This window comes from Herbidospora sp. NBRC 101105 (assembly GCF_030269205.1).
GTDB classification, from domain to species: domain Bacteria; phylum Actinomycetota; class Actinomycetes; order Streptosporangiales; family Streptosporangiaceae; genus Herbidospora; species Herbidospora solisilvae.
Window position 1 is genome coordinate 35,177 of sequence record NZ_BSSX01000011.1, and the last position, 15,782, is coordinate 50,958.

The window sequence follows — 15,782 nt, forward strand, 5'->3', positions numbered from 1 at the left end:
CGGTGATGTTCAACGTGAGCTCAGCGACCGGCCTGGGACAACGCCAGCCCGGTGCCCGCGTCGAACAGGTGCGCACGGTCGAGGTCGACCGTGACCTGCAGCCGCTCGCCCGGCGTGCCGGTGACGGTGGGCCGGGCCTTGACCTTGAGGATCACCGTTCCCACGCGGACGTCGACCAGCGTCCGGTCGCCGAGCGGTTCGAGGCCGTAGAGCTCGCCGGGCAACGCCGCTTCGCCGCGCCGCTCGACGGACAGGTCCTCCGAGCGCAGGCCCAGCAGCAGCGGGCGGCCGTCTTCGGCCGTGGTCCAGCGGGGCCGCGGCAGCGTCCAGCCGTCCGCCCCGATCAGGCGGTCTCCCTCGGCGTGGCAGGCGAGCAGGCTGATGGCCGGGCTGCCGACGAAGCCCGCGACCCACTGGTTGGCCGGCCGCTCGTACACCTCGGCCGGCGTGCCGACCTGCTGGACCTTCCCCTCCTTGAGGACCGCGACGTAGTCGGCCATGGACAGCGCCTCGACCTGGTCGTTGGTCACGTAGACGAAGGTCCCGCCGAGGCTGCGGTGGATGCGGGTGAGCTCGGTGCGCATCTCGACGCGGAGCTTGAGGTCGAGGTTGGTGAGCGGTTCGTCCATGAGGAACGCGCGCGGCCGGCGGACCAGCGCCCGGGCCAGGGCCACCCGCTGCATCTCACCGCCCGACATCTGCGCGGGACGGCGCTGCAGCAGACGTTCGATGTGCAGCAGGCTCGACATCCGCTCGACGGCGGCGGCGATCTCGCTGGAGGAGGAGCGGCGGGCCCGCAGCGGGGAGGCGATGTTCTCGTACGCCGTGAGCCGCGGGTAGAGGGCGTAGCTCTGGAAGACCATGGCGAGGTCGCGTGCGGCCGGGGTGTCCCCGGTCGCGTCCCTGCCGTCCAGATGCACCGACCCGGCGTCGAGCTTCTCCAGGCCGGCGATCGCCCGCAGGGTCGTCGTCTTGCCCGCCCCGGAGGGCCCCAGCACGACGAAGAACGAACCGTCCGGCACGTCCATCGTCACCCCGTCCAGGGCCTGGACCTTACCGAAGGACTTGCGCAGCCCGTGCACTGCCACGGTTCCCATCAGGCCACCAGTTCTTCCGTGCTCGCGTCGTAGACGGGCGGGGGCCCGCCGGTGTGCCGCAGCCCGACCGGCGCGTCGGCGGCGAAACGCACGGTCGGTGGCATCCGAACCCGTACGTCGCGCTGGCCGCCGTGGTCGACCACGTAGATGATTTCGTCGCCCAGCCACTCCGCCGAGACCACGCGGCCCGGGACCGTGCCCTCGGCCCCCGGTTCGGTGACCTCCAGCGCCTCGGGCCGGACGCCCGCGATCAGCGAACGGTCGAGCGGCAGGTTCGGCGGCGGCGTGAGGGCCAGTCCGCTCTTGCTCCGCAGCTTCCCGTCGGCCAGCTCCACCTCGATCAGGTTCATCGGCGGGGAGCCGATGAACGCGGCGCAGAAGAGACTCGCCGGACGGTCGTAGACCTCCAGCGGCGTGCCGATCTGCTCGACGCGGCCCTTGTTGAGGATGGCGATCCGGTGCCCGAGCGACATCGCCTCGACCTGGTCGTGGGTGACGTAGACCATCGTCGTCCCCAGTTCCCCCTGGAGGTGCTTGATCTCCGTGCGCATGTCGGCCCGCAGTTCCGCGTCCAGGTTGGTGAGGGGTTCGTCCATGAGGAAGGCGCGCGGCCGCCGCACCAGGGCGCGGGCGAGCGCGACGCGCTGCTGCTCACCGCCGGACAGCCGGTGCGGACGCCGGTCCAGGAGCGCGTCGAGCCGCATCAGCCGGGCGGCCTCGGCGACCCGCTCCTCCACCTCCGCCTTGGGCAGGCCCTCGGCCCGCAGGGGGAAGGCCAGGTTGTCGCGGGTCCTCAGGTGCGGGTAGAGCGCGTAGAACTGGAACACCATGGCGATGTCGCGCTCGGCCGGCGGCAGGTCGTTGACCAGCGTGTCGCCGATGTGGATGTCGCCCGACGTCTGCCGCTCCAGACCGGCGATGGCCCGCAGCGTGGTCGTCTTGCCGCACCCCGAAGGGCCGAGCATCACGAAGAGCTCGCCGTCGCCGATGGACAGGTCCACGTGCTCGACCGCGACCGTCCCGTCGGGGTAGCGCTTGTGCAGGGTGCTCACCTCGATGCCCGCCATCAGCGTCGCACCGCCCCGAGCGTCACACCGGCGACGAGGTGCTTGCGCACCAGGTAGGAGAAGATGAGCACCGGCAGGGCGAACACGATGGAGGCGGCGGCCACGAGACCCCAGTCCACGGTGGTTCCGCCGATGAGGCCGGCGATGGCGGGTGGAGCCGTGCGCACGGCGTCGCTGGAGGTGAGGAAGATGGCGAACACGAACTCGTTCCACGAGAAGATGAGGGCGAAGACCGCCGTCGCGGCGATGCCGGGCAGGAGCAGGGGAAGGGTGAACTTCCAGAACGCCTGCAGGCGGGTGTAGCCGTCGAGCATGGCGGCGTCCTCGTACTCCGCGGGCACCTCGTCGACGAACCCCTTCATCATCCAGATCGTGAACGGGACGTTGAAGGCGGTGTAGATGAGGATCAGGCCGAGCTTGGTGTCGAAGAGTCCGACCTGGCGGTACATGAGGAAGATCGGGATCACCACCACCACGGGCGGCATGAACCGGGTCGACAGGATGAAGAACAGCTGGTCCTTCTTGGCCTTCACGGAGAAGCGCGAGTAGGCCCAGGCGGCCGGCACGCCCAGCACCGTGGCCAGCACCGTGGAGACCCCGGCGACGATGACCGAGTTGAGGAACGAGCCGGACAACGTCGTGGGACCGCCGCCGGAGGCGACGAACACGTCCTTGAAGTGGTCCAAGGTGACCGTGAAGTCGAAGAACTTGGCCGGAATGGCGTAGACGTCCCGGTTCTCCTTGATGGACGTCTCGATCATCCACAACACCGGGAAGAGCATCACGGCGGCCAGCACGGCCAGCACCGCGACCTCGATCACGACGCGGCCCCGGCCGCCGGAGCGGCGACGCGGGGGCCGGCGATCTCGGACAGGACCTGGCGACACGGCCTCGTCGACGGAGACGGCCATCAGTCCTCCTTGAGCTTGTTCAGGTAGCGCATGTAGAGCTGCGCGAGGACGATGACGATGAGGACCATGAGGATCCCGTACGCCGAGGCGGTCCCGGTGTTGAAGCCCAGGAACGCGACCTTGTAGACGTGGAACGACAACGTCTCGGTGGAGACCCCCGGACCCCCGCTGGTGAGGATGTAGACGAGGTCGAACAACCGGAAGGCCTCGATGGCCCTGAACAACACGGCGATGAGGAGCAGCGGCCACACCAGCGGAAGGGTGATGGTGCGGAACCGGAACCACTCCGACGCCCGGTCGATCGAGGCGGCCTCGTACAGGTACTTGGGGACCGCGGTGAGGCCCGCGAGCGCGATGAGCATGATGAACGGCGTCCACTGCCAGGTGTCGACGACGATCAGGGAGATCAGCGCCGTGTTCTGCTTGGTGAGCCACTCCACCTGCCCCAGGCCGATCGAGCCGAGCATGCTGTTGATCACGCCGAACTGCGCGTCGAGCATGAACCGCCAGAACAGGCCGACCACGACCGGCGAGAGCATCATCGGAACCAGGAACAGCGTGGTGAGCACTCCCCGCCCGCGCACGCGCCGGGAGATCAGATAGGCGATGGAGAAGCCCAGCACGGTCTGCAGGGTGACCGCGCCGACCACGTACAGCAACGTCGTGAAGGCCCTCAGGTGGACCTGCGCCGACGTCAGGATCGCGGTGAAGTTCTCGAACCAGACGAAGGTGGCGGGCCCGCCGCGGGTGGCCGAGTAGTCGGTGAACGACAGGTACAGCGCCCACAGCAGCGGGAAGACCGACATCGCCAGCAACAGCAGCAGCGCGGGCGAGATGAAGGCCACCGTGAGCCAGCGATCGCTCAGGTGGCGGGACCGCCCCGGTGCAGGCGGCGTCGAGGACGCCTCCTGCACCGGGTGGTCCGTCAGAGAGACGGGGTCACTCACAGTCCGCCGCCGCCCTTTTTGCCGGCGGAGTCGAGTACGGCCTGCTGCTCCTTGGCGATGTCGTTCAGCGCGGTCTTCGGGTCCTTCGCGCCGTTGAGAGCCGCGTTCACGTTGGTGTTCTCGATGTCGATGAGACGCGCGTACTCAGGCACGTTCCACATGTCCCGCATCCGCGAGACCGAGTCGGCGTACACCTTGTTGAACGGCCCGGCGTTGAGGAACTCGGGCGACGACAGGGCGTCCGTGCGCGCCGGCACGCCACCGGCCGCGGCCCACTTCTTCTGGATGTCGGCCTGCTCGAACCACTTCATGAAGTTCAGCGCCTCCGCCTGCTTCTCCGGGGAGGAGTAGGCCGAGACGTGCATGCCCATGCCGCCGAGCGGCACGAGGTCGGTCTTCTGCTTCGGCAGGGTGGCGAAGCCCAGCTTCTGGAGGATCTCCTCGCGCGTCTTGCCGAGCGTCGACTGCTCCGGGTCGAGCAGGCCGCCGCTCGCGGCGATCCAGTTGAAGGCGATGCAGGCCTTGCCCTGGGCGACGGCCGCGTTCACCTCGTCGATGAACCAGTTGCCGGAGCCCGCGGCGGTCAGCGGCTTCATCTTGTTGACCAGGACGTCCATCGCCTCCTGGCCCGCGGCGTCGTTGATGACGCCCTCGATCTTGCGCGCCTTGGAGTCCCACAGGTTGCCGCCGTAGACGCCGTTGACCGTGTTGTAGGTCACGGCCGCGGCGTCGGAGCCGTTGGCCTGGTGGAAGGCCAGCCCGCTGACGCCGGGGTTCTCGGTCTGGCACTTCTGGGCGGCCGCGATCATCTCGTCCCAGGTCGCCGGCGGCGTCTCGCCGATCAGGTCCTTGCGGTAGATCATCGTCCAGGTGTCGCCGAGCAGCGGAAGTCCGTACAGGCTGGCGTTCTCGTCGCGCTGCCCGGTCTCCGCCTGGGGGAACTGGCCGTAGGCTGCCAGCAGGTACGGGTTGTAGGCGTTGACGTCGATGTTCTTCTTGACGAAGTCGGTGATGTCGAGGATGTTGCCGTTCGTCACGGCCTCGCCGATGTGCTGGGAGTCCAGGATCGGGATGTCGAAGTCGGTCTTGCGCGCCGCGAACTGGGTGAACATGGCGTCGTGCCAGTTCGCGTTCGGCACGACGTTGACCTTGACGGTCACGTTCGACCGCTCCTTGGTGTACTCCGCGTTCGCGAAGGCCTCCAGCGCCTTGGCGGGGGGCCAGTCGAACCAGATGAAGCTGAGGGTCAACGGCTCCTTGGTGAGCTCCGGGATGTCCGCCGGCGCCTTGGGGGCGCCCGCGGTCCCGCCGTCGTCCCCGCCGCAGGCCGTCAGGGACGTGGCCACCAACAGGGCCGCCGCCGCCAGTTGTCCTATTCGCCGTGGATACCGCATGTCTTGCCTGCTTTCTGGGGGGAGACCACTGGAGCCTTGCTGCGTACTTCGCCGAGCAGTCGGGGGGTTGTTCAGGCGTGTTGCCGGCTGCCGCAGGGGCTGACCCGCAGACCGGCGTCACGGGTACGCCGCGACGGAAATGGGGCTTTCAATCAGTCGAGAGGTTCATCGGTCCTCATTCGGTCAGGTGGCGGACCGAGGAGGACGTCGAGCATGCTCAGGGGTGCTCCGACTGATCGAATCGGAGCGGTGGTGCGCGGTTTCGCCTGGGTTAAGGATGGGTGACATCCGCCACCTTTCCTATACGATCCGGGTTGGGGCGTCAACATCCCGCCATGTTTGGACCGATATCAACAGGATGAAGAAAACCCAAGAAAGGACCTCGGGTCACGATGGACGACGAAGCGACGATCGCGCGGCGCCGATCGCGCGGCCGGCTCGCCGACGAGGTTTACGACACGCTGCTCGGCCAGCTGATGTCGCTGCGGATCGAGCCCGGCTCCCGCGTCACGATCGACGTCCTGGCACGTGAGCTGGGGGTCTCGCAGACGCCGATCCGCGACGCCCTGAACCGCATGGAGGCCGAGGGCCTGGTCGTGCGGGTGCCCCACGCCGGCTATCGCATACCCCCCCAGATCACCCGTCAGCGGTTCGAGGACATGCTCGAACTCCGGTTGCTCCTCGAACCGGCGGCGGCGCGCAGATCCGCCGAGCGCGCGTCCTCCGCACAGGTGGCGGGCCTGCGGCGAATGCTGGAGGAGATGGCCGAGCTCGAGGGGGGCGACGGGCCCGTGGCCTACGGCGCCTTCGGGCTCCGCGACGCCGCCTTCCACGATCTCGTCGCCCAGAGCGCGGAGAACGAGGTCATCCGCGAGGCGCTCGCCCGCCTGCACACCCACGTGCACCTGTTCCGGCTCGTCCACGACACCCAGGTCACCCACCTGGCCATGGCCGAGCACGAGGACGTCCTGACCGCGATCGCCGCCCGTGACCCCGACGCGGCCGCCTACGCCATGCGCCGTCACATCCTGCGGTCGGGCGACCGGTTCCGGCGGCTGTTCGACGAGGCGAAGGACGCCGACGGAATGACCGTGAAGGCTTGACGGGCGGGCCGAGCCGAGGAATGCTAACCCAACCGGATCGGATTGGATCTGATCCAGCTCACCCGTCCCAGATGCGAGGAGAAGTAGGTGCCCAGAGCGCTGCTTCTAGCCGGCGACGCCGCCGAGGAGCTCGACACCATGTATCCCTACTACCGCGTGCAGGAGGGGGGATGGGACGTTGACGTGTCGTCGCGGACGCTCCGTGACATTCAGCTCGTCATCCACGAGTTCGACCCCAACTCCGACGCCTACGTGGAGAAGAACGGCCGCAAGCTGCCGGTCGACGTGCCCTGGGCCGAGGTCGACGTCGAGCGCTACGACGCCCTCATCATCCCCGGCGGCCGTGCCCCCGAGTGGATCCGGGTCGACCCCGACGTCCGGCGCATCACCGAGCACTTCTTCGCGCGTGACCTCCCCATCGCGCTCGTCTGCCACGGCGCGCAGGTGCCCGCCGTGTACGGGCTGCTGAAGGGCCGCCGGGTGGCGTGCTTCCCGCCCATCACCGGCGACATGGAGAACGCGGGCGCGACGGTCATCGACGCCCCCGACGTCATCGACGGAAACCTGGTCTCCTGCCGCGGCTGGCCGGACATGCCGCAGTTCGGCCGGGCGATGATGGACCTCTTCTCGAAGGCCGTCAGCGCTCAGTGACCGAACTCCGGACCGTCACCGTCGACGGCTCCCCCGTCCACGTCATGGAGCACGGCACCGGCCCCGCGGTGCTGATGCTCCACGGCTCCGGACCCGGCACGACCGGATCCGGAGCCTGGGCGGCGACCGCGCGGGCGCTGCCGTCCTGGCACGTGGTGGCCCCTGACCAGGCCGGATTCGGCCGCACCCCGATCCCGGCGGGCTCCAGGGGCGGGCTCCGGTTGTGGACGGAGCAGGCCGCGGCCCTGATGGACACGCTCGGCGTCGAGGAGTACGCCGTGGTCGGCCACTCCATGGGCGGCGCCGTCGCGTTGGCGCTGGCGGCCGCGCGCCCCCGGCAGGTCACCCATGTCGTGGCGGTCTCGACGATGGGCACCCCCGGGGCGGGACTGTCACCCGACCTCGACGCGATCTGGGCCGCCCCCGCCGACCCGCTCGGGGCACGCGACATGCTGAGCCGCCTCGTCCTCGACCAGGCGCTCGTGACCGAGCCCGCCGTCGCCGCCCGCGCGGCCGCGATGCGAGAGGGGGAGGCCGCCTACGCGTCGTTGTTCCCTCCACCCAGGGCACGCTGGGCCGACGACCTCACCCTGCCGGTGCGGACGCTGGCGGGGATCCGCGCGCCCGTGCTGCTCGTCCACGGCGCCCAGGACCGCGTCACCCCGCTCGGGACGGCCGCCCTGCCCCTGCTCGAACACCTGGCGGACGTCCGTCTGCACGTGCTCGGCCGGTGCGGGCATGTGCCGGCGCTGGAGCACCCGCACGACTTCCAGCGACTCCTGTCGAGCTTCCTCGACCGGAAACCGGATCACTGATCGGCAGCCAGGGCCCTCCCGGAGACCCGAGCGCGGCGCGGCGGACCTGGTGTTGATCTTCCCTGTTCAGATCTGCCGGCAGAGCCAGTCCAGGCCCTCTTCGGCGTGGCCGGCGATGGTGAAGTGGCTGGCGTCCGCGCGGAGCCGCAGCTCGGCGGTGGGGCAGTGGGCCGCCAGCCACCTCCCGTGAGAGGCGGGGATGATCCGGTCCGCGGCGCCGTGCAGGAGCAGGACGGGGGCGCTGACGGTGCCCAGGTCGCAGCCCCAGGCCTGGGTGTAGGAGACGTCGTCGTCGACCTGACCGTAGGGGCCGGCGGCCAGAGCCGGCTCGCTCACCTTCCCCAGCCAGCCCCACGGCCCCTCGAAGAAGGCCAGGTCGGCCGCGGTGAACTCGCAGTCGTAGGCGAAACCCGACTCCTCCAGCGCCGCCCGCACCTCGCGGCCCGCCGCCGCCGTTCCCAGCGCGGCCACCCCGGACGGCACCATCCCGGCGAACCAGTCCAGCCCGTCCGCGCCGTACGGGGCGATGCCGGCCAGGCTCACCACCGCCCGCACGCGATCACCCAGGACGGCGGCGCACCCCAGCGCGTACGTCCCGCCGCCGGAGTACCCCACGACGGCGAACCGCCCGATCCCGAGCGCGTCCGCGACGGCCGCCGCGTCGGCGGCGACCGAGGCGACGGTACGCCCCGGCGCGACGTCGGACCGTCCGTAGCCGGGCCGGTCGAAGGACACCCAGCGCAACCCCAGCCTGTCGGCCGCGGCGAAGAGCGGCTCGGGCGGGGCCCCCAGGCTGGGGGTGCCGTGATGCCACAGGACCGGCAGCAGCTCGCTCGCCGCGGGGGCGGTGTCGTACACGTGCAGCGTGCGGCCCTCGGCCACCTCGACGTCCAGCTCGACCATGCCGCGATGGTAGCGACCGTGCCGGTGGCGGCCCTGAATGGAGGGTGAGATGCTACACGCTGTGACGTCTGGTTCGAGCGCCGAGTCCGACTTCTACTGCCACCAGGCCATTCCGGGCACCACGCCGGTCACGGTGGTGGCGGAAACCGAGGAGGTACTCGCGTTCGAGCACACCAACCCGCCTATCCGGTGCACGTCGTGGTGGTCCCGAAGGTGCACGTTTCGTCGCTGGTCGACCTTGGAGACGGGGGCGAGCAACTGCTCGGCAAGGTTATGGCGGTGGTCCAGCAGGTCGCTGCGCAGATGGAGGAGGAGCACGGCGCGGCATGTGTCACCACGAACGTCGGGCTCTACCAGGAATCCCGGCACCTGCATTTCCACGTGTACCACCGCGGTGAGTCGGAGGCGCAGATCCTCGCGACCTACAGCCACCACGACAGCTGAGTCACCGCATTCGCCTCAGGCAACGACCGGAATGCCTGCGGGCACCTGTGGGGACAGAAAATGATCACCGCAGGGGATGCCCTGGTCCTCGCGGCTTAGTATGCGCTCTCGGCAGCGGCATTCCCGTCCAGCACCACCACACGGTCGTCCACAGCGCCGATGATCGCGGCGACGCCCGTCGGCTGTCTGACCCCGGCACCAGGTGAGGCTGATCAGTTGCCGCTGGTAGAGGGCCTGTACGTCGTTCATCGGCCTCTCCCGCGATTCACGCGTCGGCGCGGTGCACGAGCAGCATGAACGTACGGGCGAAGGACATCCCGTCGGCCGGCCGGGGCCAGCCGAGACCGGCCAGCACTCGCGAGGCCGCCTCGTGGCGGACGCCGTCGACGCGGACCTCGGCGGTCTCGAAAAGACCGTCGGCGTCGTGCCCGCCTCCGAAGATCGCCTTGATGCCGATCAGGTGGTCGCGTTCGAACCCGCCGTTCAGTACGGGCGCCAGTCTGGGCAGGAGCACGTTGTCCGCGGCCCAGGTCTGCCCGGCCATGTGATCCGCCCCGGAGCCCCAGCCGACGATGCCGCCGTGGATGGTGTGCCATCCCGGAAACCCCTCGGGATCGTCGGGGGGAAAGTGGGCGGCGAGGGTGCCGTTCTGCCTGAGCAGTTCGAGCACGGCGCTGCCAGTGGTGTCGAGCCACATTCGGATGGCGCGGTTCACGGCCTCCTCCGCGGTGGCCCCGTACCCCGCGACGCAGTCGGCGACCGTGGTGCTCTCAGGCCGGTCGACGTTGAGCACGAAGTCGAGGTCGAGGTGCCCCGGATGATCCGTGTGCCCCACCTGGAGCACGACGCCAATGGTGCCAGGGCCCTTGGCCATCCTCCCCTGGACCTGCCAGGGGTCTCCCGTGACGTCTGACAGGTGGCGGACCACCATGTCCAGCACGACGTCATCGGGCAGGCGCTCACCGTCCATCGGGCTCTCCGTTCACATCTCGCCATGATCATTCGAGCAGACAGTAGCGGAACAGAACCCCAGAATTCGGTTGGCTATGTCGCGAACGGTCACAACTCTGGTGATGTTCCAAGGCCGTGGGGTGCCGTTAGCGTGAGGCCGAGCCGCACGAAGGAGACGGGATGCCCCAGAACCTCGATCTCGCCCCCGAGGTGATGTCCGCATACTCCGACATGGTGGATGACCCGGGCCACACCGAGGACTTCGGCCTGGCCCGGGGCTGATCGTCAGCCGGAGGCGGGAGCGGCGGGCCGCAGGGCGTCGAGCGGCGCGTCAATCTGCCCGGTACGCGACAGCAGCAGGCCGACAACGGTGGCGGCCGCGGCGCAGCCCATGGCGATCGTCCACCCCTTGGGGCCGAGCGGGCGGCAGCCGAACAGGTTGCTCACGCCCGGGATGGAGACGATCAGCCCCAGGGCGGCCAGCGAGACGGCGGCCGCCGCCAAAACGGTGCGGTCGCCGCGGCTGACCGCCATCGTCTGCATCAGCTGGGCCGACACCAGCGCCACGAGGGCGACGGTGCTGATGTTCCACCGTGGGCCGGTCATGCCGTCGATCAGCGCGGCGGCGGTGGCGGCCGCGGCGGTGACGCCCGCGCGGAGCATGATGTCGCGGCCCAGCAGCTTGCCCAGGGACGCCTCGGGGCCCTCGGCGAGCAGCTGCTCGGGAGTGGTTCCGGCGGGCGGCCGGACCGCCACGGCCATCGCGGGCAGCATGTCGGTGAGCAGGTTGACCAGCAGCAATTGGCGGGCGTTGAGGGCGGCCGCGCCGCCCAGGGTGCCGGCGGCGCCGACGGTGTAGGCGACCTCGCCGAGGTTCCCGCCGAGCAGGATGGCCAGGGCGTCGCGTACCGAGGTCCACATGGCGCGGCCCTCGGCGATCGCGTCGGTGATGGTCTCGATCCGGTCGTCGGTGACCACCACGTCGGCCGCGCCGCGGGCGGCCGGGGTGGCCTCGGCGCCGAGTGCGATGCCCACGTCGGCGAGGCGGATGGCCGGGGCGTCGTTGGCGCCGTCGCCGGTGACCGCCACCACCCGGCCGCTGTCGCGGAAGGCCTTGACGATGCGCACCTTGTGGGCGGGGGTGACCCGGGCGAACACCGCGACCTTCGGCAGCGCCTCCGCCAGCGCCTGGTCGTCCATGGCGTCGAGTTCGGCGCCGGTGACGATCTGCCCGGAGTTGAGGATGTCGAGCTCGGCCGCGATCGCCTCGGCGGTGGTGGGATGGTCGCCGGTGATGATGACGGGCCGGACCCCGGCCTGCTGCAGGCGGGTCACCCCCAGGGCCGCCGTTGCCCGGACCGGATCGGCCAGGGCGAGCACCCCGAGCAGGGTCAGCCCGTCGATGCGCGACTCGTCCAGGTCGCGGCGGTCGGAGGCGGGCCGCTCGGCGACGGCGAGCACCCGGTAGCCCTTGCGCGCCAGCCGGTCGACCTTCTGGTAGACCTCCGCACGCGTCTTGTCGTCGAGCGGCATCTCGGTGCCGTCGATCAGCCGGCGGGCACACCGCTCCAGCACGATCTCCGGTGCGCCCTTGACACTCAGCAGCTGCCCGTCGGGCACCCGGCCGAGGGCGGCGTGGTAGCCGCGTCCGGGCTCGAACGGCATCTCGTCGACCAGCTGCCAGGCGCCGTTGCCGGCGGCGGTGCCGACGCCGGCGCGCGCCGCGCCGTCCACCACCGCCCGGTCGGTCGGGTGCGGCAGCACGTCGCCGGCCGTCGGGCAGGCGCGGACGGCGGTGACCAGCACACGGCGCAGCTCCGGGGTGAGCCGGGTGATCGACGCGTCGGCCCGCCCGTCGCTGACCCGGCGCAGCCGGATGCGTCCCTCGGTGAGGGTGCCGGTCTTGTCGAAGCACAAGACGTCCACCCGGCCCAGCGTCTCGATCGTGCCGGGGTTGCGCACGAGCACCCCGCGTGTGGACAGGCGTTTCGCGGACGCCAGCTCGGCCGCCGTGGCGACGAACGGCAGCCCTTCGGGCACGGCGGCCACCGCCAGGCTCACCGCCTTCCCCAGCGACGCGCCGACCGGACGACCACGCAGCAGGTCCAGCAGGATCAGCAGGCCTCCGGCGCCGACCGACAACGGCAGGATGACGCGGGTGAGCTCGTGCAGCCGGGCTTCCACGCCCCCGGCCGGCGGACCGTCTGCGGCGGTCCGGGCGCTGCGTCCGGCCTCGGTCGCCGCCCCGGTGGCCACGACCACGCCGGCCCCGGATCCGGCCGCGACGACCGTCCCCTGATAGACCATGGAATGCCGGTCGGCCACGGCTTCTGCGGCCACCGGCTGGGCGGTCTTGGGCACCGGCAGCGACTCGCCGGTGAGGGAGGACTCGTCGACCTCCAGGTTGTCGGCCTCGATCAGCCGGCAGTCGGCCGGCACGGCGTCGCCCGACGCCAGCTCGATCACGTCGCCGGGCACCAGCTGGTCCGCGGCCGTCTCCTGTACGTGGCCCGCGCGGCGTAGCCGTGCCTGTATGGCGGTGGTGGTCAGCAGATCGTGTAGCGCGCGGTCGGCGCCCTGCCGCTGCACCCCGCCGATCAGCGCGTTCATCCCGAGCACGCCGCCGATGAGCCCGGCGTCGGCCACCGAGCCCACCAGGGCCGAGACGGCCGCCCCGGCGGCCAGGATCGGAGTCAGGGGATTGGCCAGTTCCTCGACGAACACCCGCAACAGCCGTGGCGGCCCGTCGGCGGACGGGGCGACGACCCGCCGGCGTTCGGCCTCGCCGTCGGACAGCCCGGCGGGGGTCGTGGTCAACCGGTTGAGCACGGCCCGTACCGGCATGGCGTGCCAGGCGGTGGTGTCATGCGGGATCGGCGCGGGACGGCGGAGCACCGACCGGGCCGTCCAGACGCCCGCCCCGGCGGCGATCGCCGCCGCCAGGTTGACCGCCACGAAGGCGGTGCGCACGCCGCGTGGCGCCGCCACGGCCAGCACCGCCGCACACGACGAGCCGGCGAACGCGAGCTGCGCACTGCGCCTGCTGTTCCGCCGGGCCGTGCCGATCGCGCCGAGCAGCAGCACCGCCCTGGACAGGTCGCAGCTCACGTCGGCGGTCCACCTCTTGCGCTCCGCCGAGCCGATGCCGACGCCGAGATCCGCGGCGGCCAGCGCCGCTCTGCCGGAGGCGGACGCGACCGCGACGCCATGCCCCTGGGCCTGCAGCGCGCGCACCTCCGCGGCGAGCCGCCTGCCGCCGGCGACGGTGCCGGTCACGCCGAGGCGATCCCGCACGTCCGGGGGCCCGCCGGCCAGCAGGACGGTCCCCGCCGATTCGGCCGCCTCGATCAGCGGCCTGGCCAGGGGATGCAGCTCGGCGATCATGGTCACCTGGGCGACGGCGCGCCCGTCCCGGGTGACCGTGAGCGGACCGTCGCCGGTGCGGCTCGGCTCGACGGCCCAGGCCGCCTGCTCGCGCCGTCGCCAGGGATCGGCCGGATCGACCAGTTCGTGGACGATCGCGTGCGCCTCGGCGGGATCCCCGTTCGAGCCGGCCACGCCGGTCACGTCGACGTGGTGGATCGTCCAGCGCCCGGTCAGCAGTGCGTCGGCGTCGACGACCACGGTGTCGATGCGGTCCATGCGGCGCAGCGCCCGCGGGTCGAACACCAGCACGTCGGAGGCGGCCAGGCCCCGGCCGAGTTCGGCGCCGAAGGCCTCCCGGCCCAGCCTCGCGGCCTTCGGCGCGGCCGCCGCCAGGAAGGCCTGATCACGCTCCGGAGTGCGTGCCAGGATTGCGGTCAGCCCGTACGCCCCCACCGCGCCCGGAATGGCCAGGTCGCAGTAGTGCTCGATCGGCCCCCGCGGAAGCTGACCCGGCCGGCTGAGCCGCTCGAACGGCGCGGACCGGTGCGTGGACGTGCTGGCGGCAGCCCTGGCCCAGGCGTGGTTGTGGGCACAGGACTCGGCCAGCAGCAAACCGGCGTAGGCGGTGTCGATCAGCTGGCCCAGCGGGCGGAACGAAAGCGCGTTGGCGATCGTGGACGAAATCCCGAAGAGGGCGTCGGTGCCGGGCTGCCCGAGCCGATGCTCCACCACGCTCCGCAGCCACGGGTAGGAGTCGGCCAGGGTGACCAGCATCGGTACGGCCGGGGGCAGCCCGCGTGCTCCCGCCAGCCGGCCGGCCGCCGACACCCCCAGCCCGGCCAGCCGTACCCCGAATCCGAGCAGCACCGTCGGCACGTCCGGCAGCGTCACCGCGCTGGCGTACGGCGCGCCGTCCAGACCGTGCTTGCGCTCCACCGCCTCGATCAGCTCGACCAGGGTGTCTTCGTCGAGTGCCTCACCCGCGATGAACACGTAACCCAGAGCCCGGTTGACCTCGGTCCGCCTCACCCCGTCGGTGGCCATGAGGTCGTGTTCGAGGGCCTCGGCAGCGGCATCCATGCCGGACAGGTGCAGTCCCCGCACTTCGACGCACAGGCCGTTCGCTCCAGCCTGCCAGCTTCGCCGTCTGCGCAGCCAAGTGCGGGCGAGCCTGGATTCCACCCTCGCCTCGGCCTTCTTCGCTTCGTCCCGGACCAGTTCGGGAACCGGCAAGCAGCTCAGCATTCCGGTGGCAAAAGCCAGCATCCGCCCGTACATGCTGCGATCCCCCCAAGGCGCCAGTACCTTCGTACGGGGGGAGAATTCAGGCTCTGATGCTAGGGCATACGAGGCGCTCTACCCGGCGAATCATCCGCAGTTAGCACAATAATGACCATGCCCTTGAAGTGGACATCATGTCCGGGCAAGGACCGGCATCGTCGCAATCTTGCGGGGAAACGTCCGGCCCGCCCGTCTACGGCCGGTCAGCCGGTCGAACGGTCGGTGTTCGCCGGGAGTCGGCCGACGGCGGGCGGGGCGGCCTCAGGCGGTCGCGAATTCGCGCTGCGTGGCGAACCGTCGTGCGACGTTCTGGATCACGACCTGGACCAGGTGGACGACGAGCGCCTCAAGCGCGATAACCGCCGCCTTGGCGAGCAACGAACCAAAGAAACCGGACATTAGATACCTCCAGGGGCAAAACTTACTACAGTCCACCTTTAAGGACATAGGCATCGCGCTTCTGTCCGTTCGATGAACTTCCGGTGACCTCTTGGTCAGCTGGTTCAGCTTCGAGCAGAGGGGTCGCGGGCTGCGTCCAGGCGAGTGCCCAATCCGCTTGGCGGCCCGAGACGCCGCTGTCGGCGACCAGGTTGACCAGGTCCGCTTGGAGCCCGACATGCGTACGATCTCCCCGATGTCGCCGCCGGGCAGCAGGCCCGGCGCATCGTCTCCCACCTTGCGCAACAGTTCGAGGCCTGCCAGGCAGTCCGGGTCATCGGAACCCGACATTTCTGCATATACGACCTCAAGAGTTTACGTCGCACGCTTCCCTCCGGCCCAGGCGGGAACGACGCGGAGTTGAGGTTTTCGAACTGCCACATGCCGGGACGCCGTAGGCAGGGTCACGTGGCG

Annotated in this window: 13 protein-coding genes; 4 read left to right on the top strand and 9 right to left on the bottom strand. The window is 70.6% G+C overall.

Features of this window, described 5'->3' with window-relative positions; genetic code table 11:
- Positions 1-20: 20 nt before the first annotated feature.
- The 5 genes from QSK34_RS36385 to QSK34_RS36405 are packed head-to-tail and all read right to left on the bottom strand — an operon-like array spanning position 21 to position 5,416.
- Positions 21-1,097: an ABC transporter ATP-binding protein gene (locus tag QSK34_RS36385; protein ID WP_285591208.1), complete on the bottom strand. Its 1,077-nt coding sequence runs from the start codon at positions 1,095-1,097 to the stop codon at positions 21-23.
- Positions 1,097-2,164, bottom strand: coding sequence for an ABC transporter ATP-binding protein (locus tag QSK34_RS36390; protein ID WP_285591210.1), 1,068 nt, complete (start codon positions 2,162-2,164; stop codon positions 1,097-1,099). The genes QSK34_RS36385 and QSK34_RS36390 overlap by 1 nt, the downstream gene beginning before the upstream one ends.
- Positions 2,164-3,075 (bottom strand): carbohydrate ABC transporter permease, encoded by a 912-nt coding sequence (locus tag QSK34_RS36395; RefSeq protein WP_161482858.1) that lies wholly within the window; start codon positions 3,073-3,075, stop codon positions 2,164-2,166. Before QSK34_RS36395 ends, QSK34_RS36390 begins: the two co-directional genes overlap by 1 nt.
- Positions 3,075-3,989 carry a carbohydrate ABC transporter permease gene (locus tag QSK34_RS36400; RefSeq protein WP_202610661.1) on the bottom strand — a complete coding sequence of 305 codons (915 nt, stop codon included), beginning with the start codon at positions 3,987-3,989 and terminating at the stop codon, positions 3,075-3,077. Before QSK34_RS36400 ends, QSK34_RS36395 begins: the two co-directional genes overlap by 1 nt.
- 29 nt (positions 3,990-4,018) lie before the next feature.
- Positions 4,019-5,416, bottom strand: coding sequence for an extracellular solute-binding protein (locus QSK34_RS36405; RefSeq protein WP_161482859.1), 1,398 nt, complete (start codon positions 5,414-5,416; stop codon positions 4,019-4,021).
- Positions 5,417-5,808: 392 nt separating this feature from the next.
- On the opposite strand from QSK34_RS36405, the gene QSK34_RS36410 reads away from it, so the two are divergent.
- The 3 genes from QSK34_RS36410 (at position 5,809) to QSK34_RS36420 (ending at position 7,985) form a co-directional block, all read left to right on the top strand.
- A complete protein-coding gene (locus QSK34_RS36410; RefSeq protein ID WP_161482860.1) occupies positions 5,809-6,519 on the top strand; it encodes a GntR family transcriptional regulator in 711 nt (236 codons plus the stop codon).
- A gap of 87 nt (positions 6,520-6,606) precedes the next feature.
- Positions 6,607-7,170: a DJ-1/PfpI family protein gene (locus tag QSK34_RS36415; RefSeq protein WP_161482861.1), complete on the top strand. Its 564-nt coding sequence runs from the start codon at positions 6,607-6,609 to the stop codon at positions 7,168-7,170.
- Positions 7,167-7,985 carry an alpha/beta fold hydrolase gene (locus QSK34_RS36420; protein ID WP_285591215.1) on the top strand — a complete coding sequence of 273 codons (819 nt, stop codon included), beginning with the start codon at positions 7,167-7,169 and terminating at the stop codon, positions 7,983-7,985. Before QSK34_RS36415 ends, QSK34_RS36420 begins: the two co-directional genes overlap by 4 nt.
- 66 nt (positions 7,986-8,051) lie before the next feature.
- On the opposite strand, the gene QSK34_RS36425 is transcribed toward QSK34_RS36420, so the two are convergent.
- Positions 8,052-8,888 (bottom strand): alpha/beta fold hydrolase, encoded by an 837-nt coding sequence (locus tag QSK34_RS36425; RefSeq protein WP_285591217.1) that lies wholly within the window; start codon positions 8,886-8,888, stop codon positions 8,052-8,054.
- 96 nt (positions 8,889-8,984) lie between these two features.
- Between QSK34_RS36425 and QSK34_RS36430 the strand changes: the two genes are divergently transcribed.
- Entirely contained in the window at positions 8,985-9,332 is a 348-nt protein-coding gene (locus tag QSK34_RS36430) for an HIT domain-containing protein (RefSeq protein WP_285591455.1), read from the top strand.
- A 265-nt stretch (positions 9,333-9,597) separates the two neighbouring features.
- Here the strand turns inward: QSK34_RS36430 and QSK34_RS36435 are convergent, their stop codons facing one another.
- The 3 genes from QSK34_RS36435 to QSK34_RS36445 all read right to left on the bottom strand — a co-directional run bounded on the left by QSK34_RS36435 (position 9,598) and on the right by QSK34_RS36445 (position 15,329).
- Entirely contained in the window at positions 9,598-10,302 is a 705-nt protein-coding gene (locus QSK34_RS36435; protein ID WP_285591219.1) for a DUF6348 family protein, read from the bottom strand.
- 266 nt (positions 10,303-10,568) lie between these two features.
- Positions 10,569-14,729 (bottom strand): cation-translocating P-type ATPase, encoded by a 4,161-nt coding sequence (locus tag QSK34_RS36440; RefSeq protein ID WP_285591221.1) that lies wholly within the window; start codon positions 14,727-14,729, stop codon positions 10,569-10,571.
- A 462-nt stretch (positions 14,730-15,191) separates the two neighbouring features.
- The gene (locus QSK34_RS36445; protein ID WP_285591223.1) at positions 15,192-15,329 is read right to left on the bottom strand and encodes a hypothetical protein; all 138 of its coding nucleotides are present in this window, start codon (positions 15,327-15,329) and stop codon (positions 15,192-15,194) included.
- Positions 15,330-15,782: the final 453 nt, after the last annotated feature.